At 42.5% G+C, this 18,798-nt stretch carries 16 protein-coding genes and 2 pseudogenes; 15 read left to right on the top strand and 3 right to left on the bottom strand.

What is annotated here, in order from left to right:
- Nucleotides 1-135: 135 nt before the first annotated feature.
- Nucleotides 136-2,301, bottom strand: coding sequence for a M3 family metallopeptidase (locus P4S60_RS21240; protein ID WP_337117492.1), 2,166 nt, complete (start codon nucleotides 2,299-2,301; stop codon nucleotides 136-138).
- Nucleotides 2,302-2,732: 431 nt separating this feature from the next.
- On the opposite strand from P4S60_RS21240, the gene P4S60_RS21235 reads away from it, so the two are divergent.
- From P4S60_RS21235 to P4S60_RS21165, 15 genes and pseudogenes are all read left to right on the top strand, one after another.
- Nucleotides 2,733-4,064: a dihydroorotase gene (locus tag P4S60_RS21235; RefSeq protein WP_337117491.1), complete on the top strand. Its 1,332-nt coding sequence runs from the start codon at nucleotides 2,733-2,735 to the stop codon at nucleotides 4,062-4,064.
- 11 nt (nucleotides 4,065-4,075) lie between these two features.
- Nucleotides 4,076-4,960 (top strand): GTP cyclohydrolase FolE2, encoded by an 885-nt coding sequence (gene folE2 / locus P4S60_RS21230; RefSeq protein ID WP_337117490.1) that lies wholly within the window; start codon nucleotides 4,076-4,078, stop codon nucleotides 4,958-4,960.
- A 124-nt stretch (nucleotides 4,961-5,084) separates the two neighbouring features.
- The gene (locus P4S60_RS21225; RefSeq protein WP_337117489.1) at nucleotides 5,085-7,244 is read left to right on the top strand and encodes a S46 family peptidase; all 2,160 of its coding nucleotides are present in this window, start codon (nucleotides 5,085-5,087) and stop codon (nucleotides 7,242-7,244) included.
- Between the two features lie 186 nt (nucleotides 7,245-7,430).
- A complete protein-coding gene (locus P4S60_RS21220; protein ID WP_063703902.1) occupies nucleotides 7,431-8,072 on the top strand; it encodes a thermostable hemolysin in 642 nt (213 codons plus the stop codon).
- Nucleotides 8,069-9,526: pseudogene (locus P4S60_RS21215) on the top strand (AMP-binding protein); the annotation flags it as partial. The gene P4S60_RS21220 and the pseudogene P4S60_RS21215, both read left to right, overlap by 4 nt.
- Nucleotides 9,527-9,538: 12 nt before the next feature.
- Nucleotides 9,539-10,228: a TenA family transcriptional regulator gene (locus tag P4S60_RS21210; protein WP_105173768.1), complete on the top strand. Its 690-nt coding sequence runs from the start codon at nucleotides 9,539-9,541 to the stop codon at nucleotides 10,226-10,228.
- Nucleotides 10,225-11,001, top strand: coding sequence for an SDR family oxidoreductase (locus tag P4S60_RS21205; RefSeq protein ID WP_054563176.1), 777 nt, complete (start codon nucleotides 10,225-10,227; stop codon nucleotides 10,999-11,001). Before P4S60_RS21210 ends, P4S60_RS21205 begins: the two co-directional genes overlap by 4 nt.
- Nucleotides 11,002-11,021: 20 nt before the next feature.
- Nucleotides 11,022-11,660 carry a tetratricopeptide repeat protein gene (locus P4S60_RS21200; protein ID WP_442961777.1) on the top strand — a complete coding sequence of 213 codons (639 nt, stop codon included), beginning with the start codon at nucleotides 11,022-11,024 and terminating at the stop codon, nucleotides 11,658-11,660.
- Nucleotides 11,661-11,671: 11 nt separating this feature from the next.
- A complete protein-coding gene (locus tag P4S60_RS21195; protein WP_063703908.1) occupies nucleotides 11,672-12,331 on the top strand; it encodes a response regulator transcription factor in 660 nt (219 codons plus the stop codon).
- Complete coding sequence (locus P4S60_RS21190; protein WP_337117488.1) at nucleotides 12,331-13,641, top strand: ATP-binding protein; 1,311 nt, start codon at nucleotides 12,331-12,333, stop codon at nucleotides 13,639-13,641. Before P4S60_RS21195 ends, P4S60_RS21190 begins: the two co-directional genes overlap by 1 nt.
- A 19-nt stretch (nucleotides 13,642-13,660) precedes the next feature.
- Nucleotides 13,661-13,981, top strand: coding sequence for a cupredoxin domain-containing protein (locus tag P4S60_RS21185; protein ID WP_337117541.1), 321 nt, complete (start codon nucleotides 13,661-13,663; stop codon nucleotides 13,979-13,981).
- The gene (locus P4S60_RS21180) at nucleotides 13,968-14,714 is read left to right on the top strand and encodes an iron transporter (protein ID WP_188728722.1); all 747 of its coding nucleotides are present in this window, start codon (nucleotides 13,968-13,970) and stop codon (nucleotides 14,712-14,714) included. The genes P4S60_RS21185 and P4S60_RS21180 overlap by 14 nt, the downstream gene beginning before the upstream one ends.
- A pseudogene (locus P4S60_RS21175) lies at nucleotides 14,702-15,406 on the top strand (hypothetical protein). The gene P4S60_RS21180 and the pseudogene P4S60_RS21175 overlap by 13 nt, the downstream one beginning before the upstream one ends.
- A 200-nt stretch (nucleotides 15,407-15,606) precedes the next feature.
- On the top strand, nucleotides 15,607-15,816 hold the full coding sequence (locus P4S60_RS21170; protein ID WP_004587186.1) for a cold-shock protein: 210 nt from the start codon (nucleotides 15,607-15,609) through the stop codon (nucleotides 15,814-15,816).
- 139 nt (nucleotides 15,817-15,955) lie between these two features.
- Nucleotides 15,956-16,684, top strand: coding sequence for a substrate-binding periplasmic protein (locus P4S60_RS21165; RefSeq protein ID WP_337117487.1), 729 nt, complete (start codon nucleotides 15,956-15,958; stop codon nucleotides 16,682-16,684).
- Here the strand turns inward: P4S60_RS21165 and P4S60_RS21160 are convergent.
- Entirely contained in the window at nucleotides 16,681-17,412 is a 732-nt protein-coding gene (locus P4S60_RS21160) for a substrate-binding periplasmic protein (protein WP_337117486.1), read from the bottom strand. The genes P4S60_RS21165 and P4S60_RS21160 overlap by 4 nt on opposite strands.
- A 157-nt stretch (nucleotides 17,413-17,569) precedes the next feature.
- On the bottom strand, nucleotides 17,570-18,793 hold the full coding sequence (locus P4S60_RS21155) for a NupC/NupG family nucleoside CNT transporter (protein ID WP_130052976.1): 1,224 nt from the start codon (nucleotides 18,791-18,793) through the stop codon (nucleotides 17,570-17,572).
- Nucleotides 18,794-18,798: the final 5 nt, after the last annotated feature.

Genomic DNA, 18,798 nt, shown 5'->3' with positions numbered 1-18,798 from the left:
TTTCGCGCTGACGGCTGATAGCTGAAGGCTGACAGCTCCTTTTACTATCTTTGTGGGGTTATCAACACTCGATAACCCCACATTTCTGACTTACAGCTTAGAGCTTAAAGCTTAAAGCTTAAAGCTCAAGGTAAGCTATTGAACCGTTGCTTTTAGGCCGCGGCGTTTTAATAACGCTGACGTGTCTGGCTCTTGACCTCGGAATGCTTTGAACGATTCCATTAAGTCACGTGAGTTACCCACTTCTAAAATTTCTTTACGGTATTTTTCACCCATTTCGCGAGTTAAACCACCTTGCTCTTGAACATATGCAAAGGCGTCTGCCGCTAAGATTTCACTCCACATGTAAGCGTAGTAACCCGCTGAGTAACCGCCGCCCATTGAGTGTGAGAAGAAGGCTGACTTATAACGTGGTGGTACAAATGGTACATCAACACCATGTTTTGCAAGTGCTTGTTGCTCAAACTTTTCAATGTCTTGTAATGGTGCATCAGCAGAAAGTGAATGCCATTCCATATCAAGTAGTGCAGCTGCAACGTACTCTAGGGTATCAAAACCTTGGTTAAAGCTACGCGATTGAATTACTTTTTTCAGTAGCTCATCAGGAATTGGCTCGCCAGTTTTATGGTGTTTTGCATAGTTAGCGATAACTTCAGGGTACATTGCCCAATCTTCTTCAAAAGTTGATGGGAACTCAACGAAGTCACGTGATACTGAGGTGCCAGATAGAGTCGGGTACTTCACGTTTGAGAACATGCCGTGTAAGCCATGACCTAGCTCGTGGAAAATCGTTGTTGCTTCATCATAGCTGATAAGCGTAGGTTCGCCATTCGCGCCTTTTTGAATGTTCATAACGTTTACGACAACTGGCTTTTGTTCTTTAAGGCCAGATTGTTTAACGAATGAGCTCATCCATGCACCGCCACGCTTACCTTCACGAGCGAAGTAGTCAGCAAAGAAAATGGCTAAGCTATTACCATTTTCATCAAATAACTCATAGGCTTTTACATCAGGGTGGTAAACCGGAATATCGTTACGTGGTTTAAAGGTGATGCCGTATAAACGGTTCATGGTGAAGAATACGCCGTCTTCTAGAACACGGTTGAACTCGAAATATTCTTTCACTGCATTTTCGTCAAGGTTGTATTTATCTTTACGCACTTGCTCTGCGTAGAATAACCAATCCCATGGCTGTAATTTGAACTGCTCACCTGACTCATCAATCTTAGCTTGAATAGCCGCCGCTTCAGCGTTGACGTTCTGCATTAATGCAGGGATCATGCTCGCAAACATATCAAATACAGCTTGTGGTTTTTTCGCCATTTGCGACTCTAAACCAAAATCAGCCCAGCTGTCGTAACCTAATAGTTTCGCTTTTTGAGCACGTAAGTGAGCAAGTTCTGCCACGATATCACGGTTACTATTTTCGCCCGATAATGCACGCTCAGCCGATGCACGCCATACTTTTTCACGTAAATCGCGGTTTTTCAGTGTTGCCAGAATAGGCTGACGCGTGGTGTTTGTGATCTTAATTAGGTATTTACCAGGGTGGCCTGCTTCTGCAGCGGCATTGGCAAGCTGCTCAATTTGACCTGCTGGTAAGCCCTCAAGCTCTGCTTTGTCATCCACTAAAACAATATTTTTTTTAGTCAGCGCTAATAAGTTTTGTGAGAACTGAGTTGTTAAGCTCGAGTGCTTTGTATTGATATCACGAATTTGTTGTTTTTGCTCTGCACTTAATTTTGCACCAGCACGCACAAAACGTTTGTAGTAAACGACTAATAAACGCTTTTCTTCAGCAGTTAAGGCAAGGCTGTCAGCTTCGCTGTGAATAGCCGCTACTTTTTCAAAGAGTGCTTTATTTAAGAAAATGTTGTCGCTATGAGCCGCTAGTTTTGGCGCTAATTCTTTTTGTAATTCACGACGTGCCGGGTTTGAATCCGTACCCGCTAGATTATAAAAAATACTGCGTGTGCGTGTTAATAGCTCACCACTTTTCTCAAGCGCAACAATCGTATTGGCAAAATCAGGCTTTGCTGGATTGTTGATAATAGCTTGCACTTCAGCCATTTGCTCAGACATGCCTTTATTAAATGCCGGCATGAAATGTTCATCTTTAATCGCACTGAAATCAGGCGTTTCGTATTGTAATACGCTTTTCACAAACAGTGGGTTAGCTTGCTCATTTGCAGCAACAGGTGCTGATTGCTCTGATTTAGGCGTTGATGTTGTTGTTTGCGGTTCTGAACAGGCTGTAAGTAACAGCGCAGAACTGATCGCGGTTGCGATTAGGTGTTTCATAGTTTTTCTCTTGTCATTTTTAAAATTAAATTGTGTCGATATAACCTTGCACATACGTTTTATAAGCTCTTGATTTGCATAGCGGTTAAAACGGATTACAAAAAGATGCTAAAAAAGCACTTATATGAGGCAGGTATCACCATGTGATCAATGAGCCCAGCATACTGTGTCTTATTACAATTGACCTCATACGTTGCGATAAGGTGATTATTGGCTGCGATAAGCCGTTAAAATTCTCTAAGATCGGAAAGCCACTTATAACTTTACAGCTTAAATAGCCCAACCCAATTGATCTTTTTGACTCATAACAGTGTCCAAATAAAAACTTTGTGGTATGTTATATTGTAACAAATTGGTCTGCAATCAATCTTGCCATGGAGTGCATTTTTTTACGATAAGTTGCAAATGTTGCTGAATAAGCAAGGAGTCATATGGCTATCATAATCAAACACGCCTGCGTTGTTAATGAAGGGCAGCGCGCATTAAATGATGTAAGAATTGTTGGTGATCGAATCGCTGAAATTGCTGCAGATATCAGCGCTAAGGCAAATGATAAGGTAATTGATGCAAGCGGCCTGTTGCTATTACCAGGCATGATCGACGATCAAGTACATTTTAGAGAGCCAGGTTTAACCCACAAAGGTACGATCGCCAGTGAATCCGCCGCCGCAGTGGCTGGTGGCATTACAAGTTTTATGGAAATGCCCAATGTCTCACCATCGACTACCACGGCAAAAGCACTTGCAGATAAATACGCGATAGCGGCGCAAACGAGCGCCGCGAATTATGCTTTTTATTTTGGCGCAACCCCAGACAACCTCAATGAAATTAAAGCTCTTGATGCCAAAAAGGTATGTGGTGTTAAAGTGTTTATGGGGGCATCAACAGGCGATTTACTGGTTGAGCACCCGCATGCTCTAGAGGCCATTTTTCGTGAAAGCCCAGTACTCATTGCCACCCATTGCGAGCAAGGAGAAGTTATTCAACAAAATCAGCGCCGTTTAGCAAAGCGCTATGGCGAGTTACGAATCGAACATCACCCATTAATTCGTGATGAGTTAGCGTGTTATGCATCATCATCGTATGCCGTATCGCTAGCAAAACACTATGGCTCACAGTTACATGTTTTACACCTTACAACAGCAAAAGAACTAGAGCTATTTAGTAACGCACCCATAGAGCAAAAGCACATAACTGCCGAAGCTTGCGTGCATCATTTGTGGTTTAACCAAGATGATTACGCAAACTATGGCAATCAAATTAAATGTAACCCTGCCATAAAATCAGAGCAAGACCGCCAAGCGCTACTCTCAGCAGTACGCGATGGTCGCATTGATATTATTGCTACCGATCATGCCCCTCATACTTGGCAAGAAAAACAGCAACAATACAGCGCTGCACCTGCTGGGCTCCCACTCGTCGAGCATGCATTACTGTCGTTACTTGAGCAGGTAAAACGTGGTGCGTTGAGCCTTGAGCAAGTCGTAGAAAAAACAGCGCATAACGTGGCAAAGCGATTTGCTATCAAAGAGCGGGGGTTTATCAGAGAAGGTTATTTTGCTGATTTAGTCCTGGTTGACCCAAATGCAGAAAAGCACGTTGAGCATACAAACACACATTACTTATGCCAATGGACTCCTTTCAATGGCACCACTTTTTCACACCGAATAACACATACCTTTGTCAATGGTGAGTGTGTCTTTGATGGGCAACAAGTGACCCCGCATAAGCAGGCCGCAAAGGCCTTAACATTCAATCGTTAAAAGAAGTCGATATGCAATTACCCGATATTACCTCGCACTCTAATGCAGATTTTCAGTCACCTTTAAAATGGGTCGGCATGGAAAAAATAGCATTGCCTTTGAAGCTTGCACAAACTCATGTTGATGTGCACATCAATACCAAAGCTGATGTGTTCGTTAGCCTTGATAGCGATGCAAAAGGCATTCATATGTCACGTCTATATTTATTACTTAATCAGCAATTGGCTAAACAAAGCTTAACGAGTCAACGTGTTAGTGAGTTTATGGAGGCCGTTTTAGCATCACAAAAAGGCTTAAGTAAAGGCGCAAAATTGGTGCTGCAATTTGATTTACCACAGCTAAAACCAGCGCTGCTTAGCGACCATGCCGGATACAATGCTTACCCTGTCGTTTTAACGATTACTAAGCAGCAATCGCTCACCATTAACTTAAAAGTCGATGTTGCCTACAGCAGCACCTGTCCATGCTCAGCGGCATTATCGAGGCAGCTTTTGAGCGAGGCAGTCGATAAGCAATTTATTGATGAGCATATAGATAAAGCCTCTTTACTCAATTGGCTTGCAAGTGAACAGGGCTCAATTGCAACTCCCCATAGCCAGCGCTCTTATGCGTATGTCGATGTCACTTTTAGTAGTGAAAAGCTACCTGATATTAGCGGCTTTATCTCAGTATGCGAGCAAGCCATTGGTACGCCAGTGCAAACCGCCGTGAAGCGTGAAGATGAACAAGCATTTGCTGCCCTTAACGCAAAAAACTTACTGTTTTGCGAAGATGCCGCAAGGCGATTAAAGCAGTGTTTCGAAACCATGCCGGGTATTGCTGATTACCAATTTAAAGTTGAACACCAAGAAAGCTTACATGGCCACAATGCCGTGGTTTATGAGTCTAAATATTAGGTTCATGAAGCTTAAGTGGTTTACAAACTTTGACATTTGCGGTCGCAAATTATTGCTATTGGCTAGCATAATGACAATGATACGAGCGCTAAAAAGCTAAACATAACAAATATAAAGGACGACTATGCGTTTTAAATTTATTGCTGCTGCAGTGGGTCTCGCTGTAGCAAATGTTGCTGTTGCCGACGAAGGCATGTGGCAACCTCACCAGCTACCAGAACTTGAATCTATCCTAAAAGCGAAAGGCTTGAGCATTGATGTAGAGTCAATTTCAAAACTGACTGAGTTTCCGATGAATGCGGTAATTAGCCTTGGTGGCTGTACCGCTTCGTTTGTTTCACCAAAAGGCTTAGTTGTAACAAACCATCACTGTGCCTATGGTTCGATTCAATATAACTCAACGACCGAGAACAATATTTTAGAAAATGGCTTTTTAGCTAAAACAACGGGCGAAGAAGTGCCAGCATCTCCAGGTTCTCGTGTTTATGTGACAGAGCAAGTGACCGACGTTACAGAAAAAGTAAATAAAGGGACTGAACAGCTAACCGGAAAAGCACGCTTTGATGCCATTGAAGCAAATGAAAAAGCACTTGTTAGCGAGTGTGAGCAAGACAAGAGCTATCGCTGTAATGTGTATACTTTCCATGGTGGTCTTGAGTATTACCTAATTAAATCGCTTGAAATAAAAGATGTACGTTTAGCCTATGCGCCAGCGATGGGCGTCGGTAAATACGGCGGTGATATCGACAACTGGATGTGGCCGCGGCACACAGGTGATTTCTCGTTCTATCGCGCGTATGTTGGCAAAGATGGCAAGCCAGCTGAATATTCAGAAGACAACGTGCCGTACCAAAGTGATGCGTTTTTAAAAGTAAGTGCTAAAGGCGTACAAGAAGGCGATTTTGTGATGGTTACCGGTTATCCGGGCAGCACAAACCGTTACCGTATTTCGCCTGAAGTTGACTATGTGTTTAATACAGCCTATCCATTAGCGCGTAAATATAACTCTAAATATGTCTCGTTAATTGAAGAAAATGCCCCGGATGGTTCAGAGGCACGTATCGCTTATGAAAGCACGATTGCGGGTTACAACAACTACATTAAAAACTACGGCTCAATGATTGAGAGCTTCAATAAAGGGTCAATGTATAGCCGTAAGCAACAATTCGAAAGAGATCTTACTGCTTGGATCAATCAAGATAGCAAACGCAAAGCTAAATACGGACAAGTACTTGCTGATTTAAAGGCGTTAGTTGCACAGTCACAAGAGCATAACCAGCGCGACCGTATGTTAGGGTATGTACACCGTTCACAAATGATGTCATCGGCACGCATGCTATACCGTTTAGCTTATGAAAAACAAAAGCCAGACGCTGAGCGCGAAAGCGGTTATCAAGAGCGTGATATGCCACGCATTAAATCACGTTTAGAAAGCATGAGTCGTCGTTATGATGAAACCGTTGATAAAGCCATTTTACTGTACTTTATTGAGCAGTATGCAGCCTTACCAAGCGATGAGCGCGTTGCAGAGGTCGATCAAGCACTTGGTTTGAGCAATGGCTTTGATAAGCAAAAACAACAAGCTTTACTGGATGATATGTATGCTAAATCGGTTCTTGCAGATGAAAGCAAACGTTTATGGATGACAGAACTTGACCTTGCACAGTTAAAGCAAAGTAGCGATCCATTCATTCAGTATGCTCATGCAATCTTTGCAGTCACAAAAGATATTGAAGATGCGAAAAAAGAGCTGGCCGGTAAACAGCAAGCTGCTCGCCCTGCATTAATGGAAGCAATCATTGCTTATAACAAGGCACTTAATAAGCCTGTTTATGCAGATGCTAACAGCACCTTACGTGTAACTTACGGTACGGTAGGCGGCTATTCACCGCAAGATGGCTTAGTGGCAACCCCCTTTACATCGTTAGAAGGCCTGCTTGCTAAAAATACTGGTGTTGAACCATTCAACTCACCAGAAAAGCAAAATCAGTTAATTAAGCAAAAGCTTTATGGTGATTACACAGGCGGTATGAATACTGTTCCGGTTAACTTTTTATCGAATGTAGATACCACAGGTGGTAACTCAGGCTCTCCAACGTTAAACGGTAATGCTGAGCTCGTTGGTTTGTTATTTGATGGTGTTTACGAAAGCATTATTGGTGATTGGGATTATGATGAAAACTTAAATCGCTCAATTCACGTTGATTCACGATACATGTTGTGGGTGATGGATAAAGTTGATAATGCTCAAAACCTACTTAAAGAGATGACTATCGTTAAGTAATCTAAGTTTAACGTTAATTTAAGCATTAAAATGCCAGTCTAACAGACTGGCATTTTTGTTTTTAATAAAAATAAAAACATTAAATTTCATGAGGTTGAAAAATATTTATAAAAATTAATTTTTCTTAAGTTTTATTTAAGTTTCGCTCGATAAATTTTACACATAACCTAAGTGGAGCGAACAATTATGCTTTCAGTTCAACAATCACATCAAACTCAAGTTCAAGAGCCGGCCTTTGTTTGCACTCGTGAAGGAGGTCAATTCCGTGACCGTCTCGAGAGTAATATCAAGCAAGGTTTTGCTGCAGCTTATGATGCGAAAATTTCACAGTTCATGCCGCTACTGTGTGAGCTTAATGTTGATGATGAAGTATGTACGTTAGGTCTTCGCTCTGCATCACAGCCTTTGTTTATTGAACAATACCTCCCTGCGTCTATTGAGCACTTTGTCGGTGCCAAGCGTGAGCACATTTTTGAGCTAGGTAATTTATGCTCAACGCATCGAAAAGCCACCTTGGCACATTTTGTTTTAATGAACGAAGCACTCTATCAAGCAGGGGCAAAATATTTAGTGTTTTGTGCAACCCGTAAAGTGAGAGCGCTATTAAAGATGCTGGGTGTAAATTGTAAAGAAATCGGTGTTGCCAATGCACAAGCACTACAAGATCCAGCAAGCTGGGGGAGCTATTACGACAATCAACCAACCATTTGTGTGGTTGACCTAAACGAAGCACATCAACGTGTATTAAATACCCCCGTTTTATTCAATATCAAACAGCAGTGTTTACAGTCATCCCTTGAATTGGCTGTCTATTTGGAGGCGTTATGAGCTGGTTAACACAGTTACCGCATAAGGATAGCGACACCTTGATGGTTTGCCATCAAAGTGAGGGTGTGCGCTCACTAACTAAAAAAGAATTTACTGAACAAGTGACTCGCTTGCTTCCTACATTGGCTGAATTTGATGCCCAGGGTGTTGCTTATCAATTAGATAACACACCCGCTTGGTGTGTATTAGAAGCTGCGCTTAGCGAGCTTCAAAGAGTGGCGATTCCACTACCCACGTTTTTTACTGCCCAGCAAATTGCGTTTGGTTTGCAAAACAGTGGGGCAGGGTTATTTGTATGTGACCGTGCTTACGAAGGTGAGCATGCAAAATTAGTGGCGCTAGTGGATGTATGTAAGCATTACCCTTTATATGTTTATCAATTGAGTAATACACAGTCTGTACCTTATTTTGCAAACACGCAAAAGATTACCTTTACGTCGGGTTCAACGGGCACACCTAAAGGGGTGTGTTTATCGCTTGAGAGCCAGATGCAGGTAGCGACCTCACTTTATCAAAGCATTGGTTTAGAAAAACCAAACCATTTATGTTTACTGCCGTTACCGGTCTTGCTTGAGAATTTAGCCGGTGTGTATGCGCCGCTATTAGCAGGTGGCACGGTTAACTTAGTGCCTTTAGCGGAACTTGGTTTTTCTGGTGCACAGTTACTTGAACCACGCAAATTGATAGCAGCAATTGAACGCACTGAGCCAAATACCCTTATTTTAGTGCCTGAGTTACTGACTTGTTTAGTGGCTTTTGCAAAGCAAGGCTGGCAAGCACCTAAAAGCTTAAAGTTTATTGCTGTAGGTGGTGCGGTTGTAAGCCAAGCGCTTATTAAGCAAGCCCGTGAGCTCGGGTTACCCGTTTATCAAGGCTATGGTTTATCTGAATCTTCATCGGTGGTGAGCCTAAATACACAGACTGATGATGACATCGACACCGCGGGGCGAGTGCTTAAGCACATTCAATACAAAATTGAAAATGGCCAGCTTTATATCAAAGGCTCATTGTTTTTGGGGTACTTAGGTCAAGCTGCGCAAAATGCTGACGATTGGTATGCAACCGGCGATCTCGTTACTGAGCAAGCAGGTCGCTTGATTATTCAGGGCCGCTTGAAAAATCAGCTTATCACCAGCTTTGGGCGCAATATCAGTGCCGAGTGGCCAGAGTCGTTATTGCTTAGCCACAGCCAAGTACAACAAGCGGTGGTGATTGGCGAAGGCCAGGCATTTTTAGCCGCGCTTATCTATGCAAACCAAGCGATGAGTGACGCTGAACTTGCTGCCCATATTACGGCACAAAACGCGCAACTACCCGAATACGCACAGATCAGAAGATGGCATCGAATGGCAGAGCCTATGAGCCACACGCAAGGTTTATTAACCAGCAATAATCGCCCTAAACGCGATGTTATTAATCAATTTTTTGCTACAGAGATTTCAGCACTTTATCAAGAGGCGACGAGCATGAGTCAATTTTTCAATACATTACAAGCCGAAACACAGAAAGAACGTGACTACCTTTTAGCTGCGCCGATTATTGGCCGCGTTTTTAAAGGTGAAGTAAGCCTAAGTGAATATGCATCGTTCTTAACGCAAGCTTATCACCATGTTAAGCATACAGTACCACTGCTGATGGCAGTCGGTGCAAAGCTGAGCGATAAACAAGAGTGGCTGCGCGAAGCTGTTGCAGAATACATCGAAGAAGAGTTAGGCCACCAAGAATGGGTGCTAAACGATATTGCAGCATGCGGTTTTGATAAAGAGCTAGTACGTCATTCTCGTCCACAGTTTTCGACCGAATTAATGGTGTCGTACGCCTACGATGCAATTAATCGCGGTAACCCATTGGCATTCTTTGGCATGGTTCATGTGCTTGAAGGCACTTCGATTGCATTAGCCGATAATGCAGCAGGGCAAATCCGTGAGGTTGTAGGTTTACCTAAAAAGGCGTTTACCTACCTTACTTCGCACGGTGCACTTGATATTGAACATGTGAAGTTTTTCGAAAATCTTATGAACAAAATTGATAACGAGGACGACCAGCAAGCCATCATTCACGCCGCAAAATGTTTTTATAAACTGTACGGCAATATTTTCCGTGACCTCGATTCAGAACCTTTCTTTAGCGAGGCTGACTTGGAGCAAAGCGCATGAGTAGCCCAGTTTGTGTGCTAACCGGTGCAACAGGGGGGATTGGTCGTGCTATTGCCCTTCGCCTTGCAAAAGAAGGTTGGCGTTTATTACTTGTTGGTCGAAATGTGAAGCAACTTGCTGCGCTGCAATTGGAATGTGGCAATGATGCTGAGTATTTTCAGGCTGACCTAAGTAACAGCGAATCTCGCGACGATCTTGCTAAGTTTGCTCAGCAAATTGGCGGGGCAACGTTACTAATCAATAACGCAGGCGTTAATGTAATGCAGGGGTTTAGTGAAATTAGCGAACAGCAAATTGATCACCTGTTAAATATTAATCTGCATGTGCCTATTAAATTGTGTCAGCTGTTTTTACCACAAGTGACCCGCAATAAAGGCACGATTGTCAATATTGGTTCATCGTTTGGCAGCATTGGTTATCCGTATCAAACCTTGTACTGTGCAAGCAAGTTTGGCCTAAGAGGGATGACCGAAGCCCTTGCCAGAGAGCTCAGCCACAGCGATGTCAAAGTATTGTATTTAGCGCCTCGTGCCACCGATACCGCGATTAATTCGCCACAAGTACGCGCGATGAACAAAGAGCTGGGTAACACCATGGATCCGCCAGAAAAAGTGGCTGATGCATTAATAGATTTAATTAAATCAAAAAAACGTCGTCGTTTTATTGGTTTTCCAGAAACATTATTTGCCCGTATTAACGGTGCATTTCCATCACTTGTTGATAACGCAATAGCAAAACAACTTCCTAAAATTAAAAGTTTTTTTGCCAACTAAATTGATTAAGGTTAATGATTATGACTAAACTAAATTTTAAAGCCCTAATGATGTTAGGTGTTATCATGGCTGCGCCTGCAAAAGCCGACTTTAATAGCGATTTAAGTTCGGTGCAAAAGCAGTGGGCAGTGGTTAATTACGAATTAGTTGATGATGCGCAGTTAGATGCATTCGAAAAGTTAGCGAGCGAAACCGCAGAGTTTACCAAAGCCAACGACCAGCAAGCAGCCAGCCATATTTGGTACGGCATTGTGTTATCTAGCTATGCAGGTGCAAAAGGGGGTTTAGGTGCACTAGGTCTTGCAAAAGATGCGAAAGCACAATTTGAAAAAGCGCTAAGCTTAGATCCAAAAGCGCTTGATGGCTCAGCATACACAAGCCTTGCAACCTTATACGGTAAAGTACCGGGTTGGCCAATTGGTTTTGGTGATGACGATGAAGCGAAAAAATTGTTTAAGCAAGCGCTTGAGCTAAACCCGCGTGGTATCGATAGCAACTATTTATATGCGTCATTTCTGTATGACGAGCGCAAGTATAAATCAGCTAGAGAGTTTTTATTGGTTGCACAGCAAGCGCCAGCGCGCCCTGATAGACCAAAAGCAGATCTTTACCGCCAACAAGAAATTACTAAACTATTGGCTAAGGTAGAGAAAAAATAAAGAGATAAACTATGCATTTATTGCTCGTTGAAGACGACCATTTAGTGGCAGAAGGCCTGTGTCGTTCTTTACGTCAACAAGGATACAGTGTTGAACATAGTTCGACGGTTAAGTCAGCGATGCAATGGCTGCAAAATGATGAAATTGAGCTGGTAGTTCTTGATTTAGGACTACCAGACGGTGATGGCATCGACATTTTAAAACACATCAAAAAGCATCGTAAAAACCTGCCCGTGGTGATTTTAACGGCTCGGGGCAGTATTGATGATAAAGTCATGGGGCTAGATTTAGGTGCTGATGATTACCTTGCAAAGCCTTTTGATCCCGCAGAATTATTTGCCCGTCTTCGGGTTGCCAGCAGGCGTGTGACCCAAGCTCAGACCAGCACTTTAAAAGTCGGTGATGTTGAAATGGACACCGCCGCTTTTACCGTGAGTTTTCAAGGTGAGCCAGTAAACTTGCCACGTAAAGAGTTTATGCTCCTTAAAGCCTTGCTAGAAAACCAAGGCCGCGTGCAATCAAAGCAGCAGTTAGAGAATAAACTCTATGAATGGGGCGAAGAGGTGGGGTCAAATACCATCGAAGTGCACATTCATCACTTGCGTAAAAAATTCCCAAAAGAGTTTATTAAAACCCTGCGCGGCATTGGTTATGTGGTGGGTAAACGCTAGTGTCAATTCGTAAGAGGCTGACTCTACTTATTTTGTCTATGGTGATCTTAACCTGCTTTTTGGCATTTACTAAAGGTTACCGTGAAAGTATGAATCAGGCTGAAGCACTGCTTGATAACGAGCTGGTAACGTTGGCGCATGTTTTAATCGAACAGCCACTCAGTAAAGAAGCTCCGGCCTATACGAGTGATCTACCGCAGTTATTATTTCAAGTTTGGGTTGATGACAGCTTGGCCTCAAGCTCAAAATCATTGCAGCATAACTCTAGCAATCAAAGTCAGTGGCAAAGCGGGTTTAGTGTTGAGAATTTGGCTGGGCAACGCGTCAAAGTGTATCGCTTAAGCGAAGGTAATAAGCGCGTGCTTATTGCAGAGCCTTTGAGTAAACGTGTGGCGCTAACCGAAACCGTGATTCTATCGGCCATGACGCCGCTGTTATGGAGTGTGCCTATCCTTGCTCTCCTTATTAGTGTGTTTGTAAAACAAGGGCTTGCGCCACTAACTCGGTTATCAAATCAACTTAAACACCGTCAAGCAAATGACTTTACTGCAATCCCTTGGCAAACCCCAGAGCAAGAAATAAAACCCGTAATTAGCCGCTTAAACGATCTATTCAAACGGGTTGAAAGTGCCTATTTACGAGAGCGCTTTTTTGCCTCTGATGCGGCCCACGAACTGCGTACCCCGCTCAGTAGTTTAAAAATCAATGTGCATAATTTAGTGGCTCAAGGTGTTGAGAGTGTTGAGCTTAATGCCATGGAAAAAGGCGTTGATAAACTAAGCAATATCGTTGAGCAAATGCTGATTTTGGGGCGTACTTATCCAGAGCAATGGCAAGCGCAATTTAGCCCCGTGTCGGTGTTAGAAATTAGCCAACAAGTTGTTGCACAACTTTATGATCGTATTGACGAAAAAGATCATACCATTAGCATTGATGGCGATGATTTTATCATTGCCGGTGACGAATTCACCTTAGTTACTTTGTTTGGCAATTTACTGAGTAACGCCATAAAATATACCCCAGCTGTGGGAGAAATTTGTATTACGCTGAAAACCGAAAATAATCGTTTTATTTGGCAAATAGATGATTCGGGTCCAGGTATTGATGAAGCTCAAAAACAGCGCATTTTTAACCGTTTTTACCGTGTGGGTGGTGATAAACATCCATCAGGTGAACAAGGAGCCGGGCTTGGTATGGCCATTGTTGAACACATAGTCTCGATTTATAACGCTGATATTGCTTTAGCAGATAGTCACCTTGGTGGCTTGCGAGTGAGTGTCTCTTTTATGCAAGGAGATGTCAGTGAATAAATGGATTTTAGCGCTTTCTATGCTGCTACTATGTATGTCGTCTTGGCTTGCCTATGCCAAAGAGTACAAGCTGATTTTAAAAGATCATTTGTTTTACCCCGCTGAAATAACAGTACCTGCCAATAAAAAGCTGCGATTAGTCATCGAAAACCAAGATGACACCCCAGAAGAGTTCGATAGCTTTGACTTAAACCGTGAAAAAGTGCTCTACCCAGGTCGTACGAGTGTCATTTATATCGGACCGCTCAGCCCTGGACGTTATGACTTTTTTGGAGAATTTTCGCCTAATACGGCGCGAGGTACTGTCGTGGCTACGGAGGTGAATAATGCTGATAACTAGTTTATTAATGAGCATTAATCAGCTTTTACCTGTGGTTATTTTAGCTGTGCTTTTGAGTTTGATTGTGCCTTTAAGTCAGCGCCAGCTGAGTATTTATGCCGTGATTGGTACCCTAATGAGCTTAGTATTTGTTCAAGGTGCTGCTTGGGTGAGTCAGTTATTTGATCACCGAGGCTTAGAATTTATACAAATGCTGCTGTGTATAATGATTTTTGTCGCTGCATTAATGAGTTGTCAGCAACGAAAAATGGCGGCTGCACTGGCCTTGATTGCAACCATGACACTGTATTTAAGCCATTACATGATTTATTTGGTCAGCTTTTGGCACAGTAAAGATACCGCTGAGCCATTGATACTCGGTACATGTTTAGGTGTGGGCATTTGTATTAGCTTTGGTGTGTTATTGTTCTTTTTACTGGAAAGTATTGTCAGACGTGCAGGTGTGCAGCCTTTAGTCGTGCTGCTTGCCTTTAATGCAACAGCAAAGTTATTGATATTTCTTGATTTAGCAAGTCAGGTCGACTTACTTGACGTGACCTCAAATTATTTAGATTGGCGTGGGTTTTTAGTTGAAAACTCAGAGCTTGGGCGCGTATTAAAAGCCTTAGTGGGCTACGAAGCCACGCCGAGTAAAACAGCGCTCTGGGTGTATGTTATTGCTGCTGTAGTATTTATTGCCTTAGCGCGCGTTTTAAAAATTAAAAAGACAGAGGAGCCAGTATGCGGTTCTTAATAATTAGCTTAAGTTGCTTGTTGTTAGCAAGTGTCAGCCAAGTCGCGCAGGCAGATGGCATGGTGGTTGATAAAGTATATCACCCTTATGTGATGCCGTTTGAGCGTGAGGTTGAGTGGCGCTTGGTGTCTAGGCAAACCGATAACGGTAATGTACTGGCGCGCTGAGGAGGCTTTGGTGGCGCAATTAACGACACCATGAGCCTTGAGGGCTACTTAGTTGGCGAACGAGATGATAACGGTGATTTTGGCTTATCTTCGTATGAGCTTGAGTTACGTTGGCAGCTGGTTGAGCAAGGCCGTTTATGGGCCGATTGGGGAGCGTTATTTGAGCTTGAAAAGCAGCACAATATCGATGCATACGAAGCAACAACTGGGTTTTTATGGGAAAAAGAGTTTGGCCGTACAAGCCTGACTATGAACGCATTTTTAGTGTATGAATGGGGCGCTGATATTAAAAACGAGTGGGAGAGCGAGTTTCGCTTACAGTATCGTTATCGCTATCGTTCAGCCTTTCAACCATCGATAGAAATCTATGCGGGAGAGGACTTTTTTGGGGTGGGTCCAGGCTTTATTGGGCTTCACAGATTTAGCCCTAAACGTCAGTTAAAATGGGAAGCCGGCTTTATTAGCGAGCTTAGTCAATCAGGCAAAGATCATAGCTTTCGCTTGGCTTTAGAATTTGAATTTTAATGTCGATAGTGTTTGACTTATCTAACTAACTCTATATAGTGGGCACCAGCTAGAAAGAAAGCGTGTAATTAATAAATCTTTATTTCGTTGTTGTATAAGTAATACTTGTAGTACCGTCCTGAAGTTTTTAAGTACCATCTCATTTTTTGCTACACCCGCCCATTAGGGCATGTTTAATTTTTTATATCAGGAATAATACTATGTCTAACATCGTATCAGGTACAGTTAAGTGGTTTAACGAATCTAAAGGTTTTGGTTTCATCGAGCAAGAAAATGGTCCAGACGTTTTCGCTCACTTCAGCGCTATCAAAAGCGAAGGTTTCAAAACTTTAGCTGAAGGCCAACGTGTAGAGTTCACTCTTTCACAAGGTCAAAAAGGTCCTCAAGCGGATAACATCACTCCGTTATAATTTTTACTTTTAGTAAAAATTAAGAAGAAGCAAGCTACGGCTTGCTTTTTTTATGCCTAAAAATTGACTGAGCTAGTGAATATTTCTATATTTAATGCAGCTGTGTCATTAGAGTGTATTAATTATCTTAAAATATTTGTTGTTAGCATGCCTAAGCTTTGCACCTGTAGTATTGGCAAAAGACAGTGTCATCATCTACACCGAGCAATTCCCGCCATATAATTTTTCGAACAAAGGGCATCTAGAGGGCATAAACCTCGAATTTGTTAAAGCAATGTGTGTTGATGCAGACATTAAATGTCAATTCGAACTCTTGCCTTGGTCTCGGGCATATCACTTAGCCCAGCAAAAGCCGCAATCAGGTCTTGTTTCTACGGCTCGTATACCCGATCGTGAAGCGCTGTTTAATTGGGTTGGTCCACTGGCTTCATCAAGTAACTTTTTTTATCGCTTACAATCAAATGACCGTATTAATCCTATCGACTTATCGCAAGTGAAAGATCATAGCCTGTGTGTTGTTAGAGACAGCATTTACGAAAAATTTGTAGAGAGCATTGGCTTTGAAGGGGATAAAAACCTCCTCAAAGTGAGTCACTATTACGAGTGTATTAATTTATTTTTCAAAAATAAAATAGAGCTCATTATTGGATCTGAGCTTTCGTTTAAGTACCAATTAATGCAGTACGGCCACCAAGGGCGAGAAGTGGTTAAGTTAGTTGAGTTGCCTCTAAATGGCACGGTAGGAAACTTTCTAGCCTTAAATAAGGCCTTACCCGAAGAGCTAGTCAGCCGATTACAGGCAAGTTATGACAAGCTTAGTAAGCAAGGGTTATTAGAGACTTATATTGAGCAATATAAAGCAAATTAAGGGCGTTGTGCTAGCATCATCACCGCATTGTATTTAGGTGTCATTATTACTTCATTAAACGCTGCTTTTAAGGCATCGATATAACGTTGGTCGGTATTAATATTTGCTGCGAGATAGGCTTTCATTGTTAAAAAGTCGATAGCATAAGTAAAGCTAAAGCGAGCTTCATCCAGTGCTAATTGCTCAGCCATAGCCGCAATATAGTTCTTATCATCAATGATTAAATCGACCTTGCCCGACATCAACAGCTGATACGACTTATTGATATCTGACGTATACACTACAGTGTAACCTCGCTCTGTTAAGCGTCGCGCCGATAGGTCATGACGCTGAACCGCTATCTTATACTGTTTGGCTTGTTCGTTTGAGGTGATGTTTATATCGTCGCGAGAGCTTAGTTTAACAAAACCCATCTGATAGGTTGCCACTTCACCAATCCAATGAAAGTGATTTTCACGCTCAGGGGTTTTCGCCATACTGTAAATAAATATATTCGGTTTCTTCAGTGCCATATTGTAGGCACGGGCCCATGGGTAGAGTTCTATATTGGCATTTAAGTTTGCTTTTGCAAAAATTGCTTTCACGAGCTCGGTGCTCTCACCGGCAACTTGGTTATTAAGTAAGGTTTGGTTGGGGGGTGACAATTCAGTCACAACAGTTAGGGTCGGCGTGCACAGTACTGGCCAACTAAAGAAAAGAATTAGTAAATAAAGTCGTAAATAGTTCATTTATGTACTTAAAAGGACTTAGTAATTAAATCTTAGCACATAAAACGATAAAAGGGCCTTGCGGCCCTTGGTGAAGTATCGTTCAAGTCAGATAGACCTTTAACCCCTTAAAGTCCTATCCTATTGTTTTGCAACTACGGCTCATCTCATTAAGTTTCTAAGCTAGCGAGAGGAAAAAACCTGCAATTGCTGCACTCATGAGGTTAGCCATAGATCCTGCTAACACTGCTCTGAGCCCTAAGCGTGCGATATCCTTTCGCCGACTAGGCGCCATACCGCCTAATCCACCTAGTAAAATTGCTATCGATGATAAGTTAGCAAACCCACATAACGCGAATGTGACAATCGCTTGTGTGTGCGCACTTAACGTATCGCGATAATTTATAAAGTCGAGGTAAGCAACGAATTCGTTAACTACCACCTTCTGACCTATAAAGCTGCCTGCGATTACTGCTTCGTTCCACGGTACACCCAATAACCATGCAACTGGAGCGAATACGTAACCTAAAATTTCTTGTAGCGTTAATGTTGGATGATCAAACCAACCTCCAATACCGCCTAATAACCCATTTAGAAGTGCAATAAGTGCTACGAAAGCAAGTAACATCGCACCTACATTTAGTGCTAAGTGCATACCGTTTGCGGCACCTGACGCTGCTGCATCAATTACGTTAACCGGTTTTTCTTCTTGTACGTCTAAATCAGCTAAATCTTCTTTTGGTGTTTCGGTCTCTGGCACAATCATTTTTGCCATTAAGAAACCACCAGGTGCCGCCATAAAGCTGGCTGCAATTAAATATTTAAGCTCTACACCAATTGTTACGTAACCTGCCATAACAGAACCGGCTACGGTAGCAAGGCCACCTACCATTACCGCAAATAGCTCTGACTTAGTCATGCTGGCGATAAATGGTTTAACAATCAATGGTGCTTCTGTTTGGCCAACGAAAATATTGGCGGTTGCAGAAAGCGATTCAGGGCGAGAGGTTTTCAATAGCTTTTGTAAGCCACCGCCTAGAATCTTGATTATCCAATCCATCACCCCGATGTGATACAACACAGCAACCAGTGCTGAGAAGAACACGATAACGGGCAATACTTGAATCGCAAAAATAAACCCTAAAGTATCTTGCGATGCCAGTGAGCCAAATAAGAAGCTAATTCCGTCATTGGCATAACCAATAACTGATGAGACTCCTCGTGACATACTTGCCAGTACGTTTTTGCCCACTTCGAAGAACAAGACAAAGCCACCAATTAACACTTGAAGTAAAAAGGCGATGCCCACAGTTCTTAAATTAATTGCTTTACGGTTCGTTGAAGCCGCAAAAGCAATGCCTAGTAGCACAACAATGCCTACTAAGCTCATAAATGTTGTCATACTGA

The organism is Pseudoalteromonas sp. Hal040, from assembly GCF_037162425.1.
Taxonomy (GTDB): Bacteria; Pseudomonadota; Gammaproteobacteria; order Enterobacterales; family Alteromonadaceae; genus Pseudoalteromonas; species Pseudoalteromonas gelatinilytica.
The sequence above is the reverse complement of the archived record's forward strand: the minus strand, read 5'-3'. Positions and strand labels throughout refer to the sequence as shown.

Bases quoted from the DNA above. Each gene is read 5' to 3' on its own strand.
- P4S60_RS21170 (WP_004587186.1), top strand. From the start codon at position 15,607: ATGTCTAACATCGTATCAGGTACAGTTAAGTGGTTTAACGAATCTAAA.
- P4S60_RS21235 (WP_337117491.1), top strand. From the start codon at position 2,733: ATGGCTATCATAATCAAACACGCCTGCGTTGTTAATGAAGGGCAGCGC.
- P4S60_RS21200 (WP_442961777.1), top strand. From the start codon at position 11,022: ATGACTAAACTAAATTTTAAAGCCCTAATGATGTTAGGTGTTATCATG.
- P4S60_RS21195 (WP_063703908.1), top strand. From the start codon at position 11,672: ATGCATTTATTGCTCGTTGAAGACGACCATTTAGTGGCAGAAGGCCTG.
- P4S60_RS21180 (WP_188728722.1), top strand. From the start codon at position 13,968: ATGCTGATAACTAGTTTATTAATGAGCATTAATCAGCTTTTACCTGTG.
- P4S60_RS21185 (WP_337117541.1), top strand. From the start codon at position 13,661: ATGCTGCTACTATGTATGTCGTCTTGGCTTGCCTATGCCAAAGAGTAC.
- P4S60_RS21160 (WP_337117486.1), bottom strand. From the start codon at position 17,412: ATGAACTATTTACGACTTTATTTACTAATTCTTTTCTTTAGTTGGCCA.
- P4S60_RS21225 (WP_337117489.1), top strand. From the start codon at position 5,085: ATGCGTTTTAAATTTATTGCTGCTGCAGTGGGTCTCGCTGTAGCAAAT.
- P4S60_RS21210 (WP_105173768.1), top strand. From the start codon at position 9,539: ATGAGTCAATTTTTCAATACATTACAAGCCGAAACACAGAAAGAACGT.
- P4S60_RS21220 (WP_063703902.1), top strand. From the start codon at position 7,431: ATGCTTTCAGTTCAACAATCACATCAAACTCAAGTTCAAGAGCCGGCC.
- P4S60_RS21240 (WP_337117492.1), bottom strand. From the start codon at position 2,301: ATGAAACACCTAATCGCAACCGCGATCAGTTCTGCGCTGTTACTTACA.
- folE2 (WP_337117490.1), top strand. From the start codon at position 4,076: ATGCAATTACCCGATATTACCTCGCACTCTAATGCAGATTTTCAGTCA.
- P4S60_RS21205 (WP_054563176.1), top strand. From the start codon at position 10,225: ATGAGTAGCCCAGTTTGTGTGCTAACCGGTGCAACAGGGGGGATTGGT.
- P4S60_RS21155 (WP_130052976.1), bottom strand. From the start codon at position 18,793: ATGACAACATTTATGAGCTTAGTAGGCATTGTTGTGCTACTAGGCATT.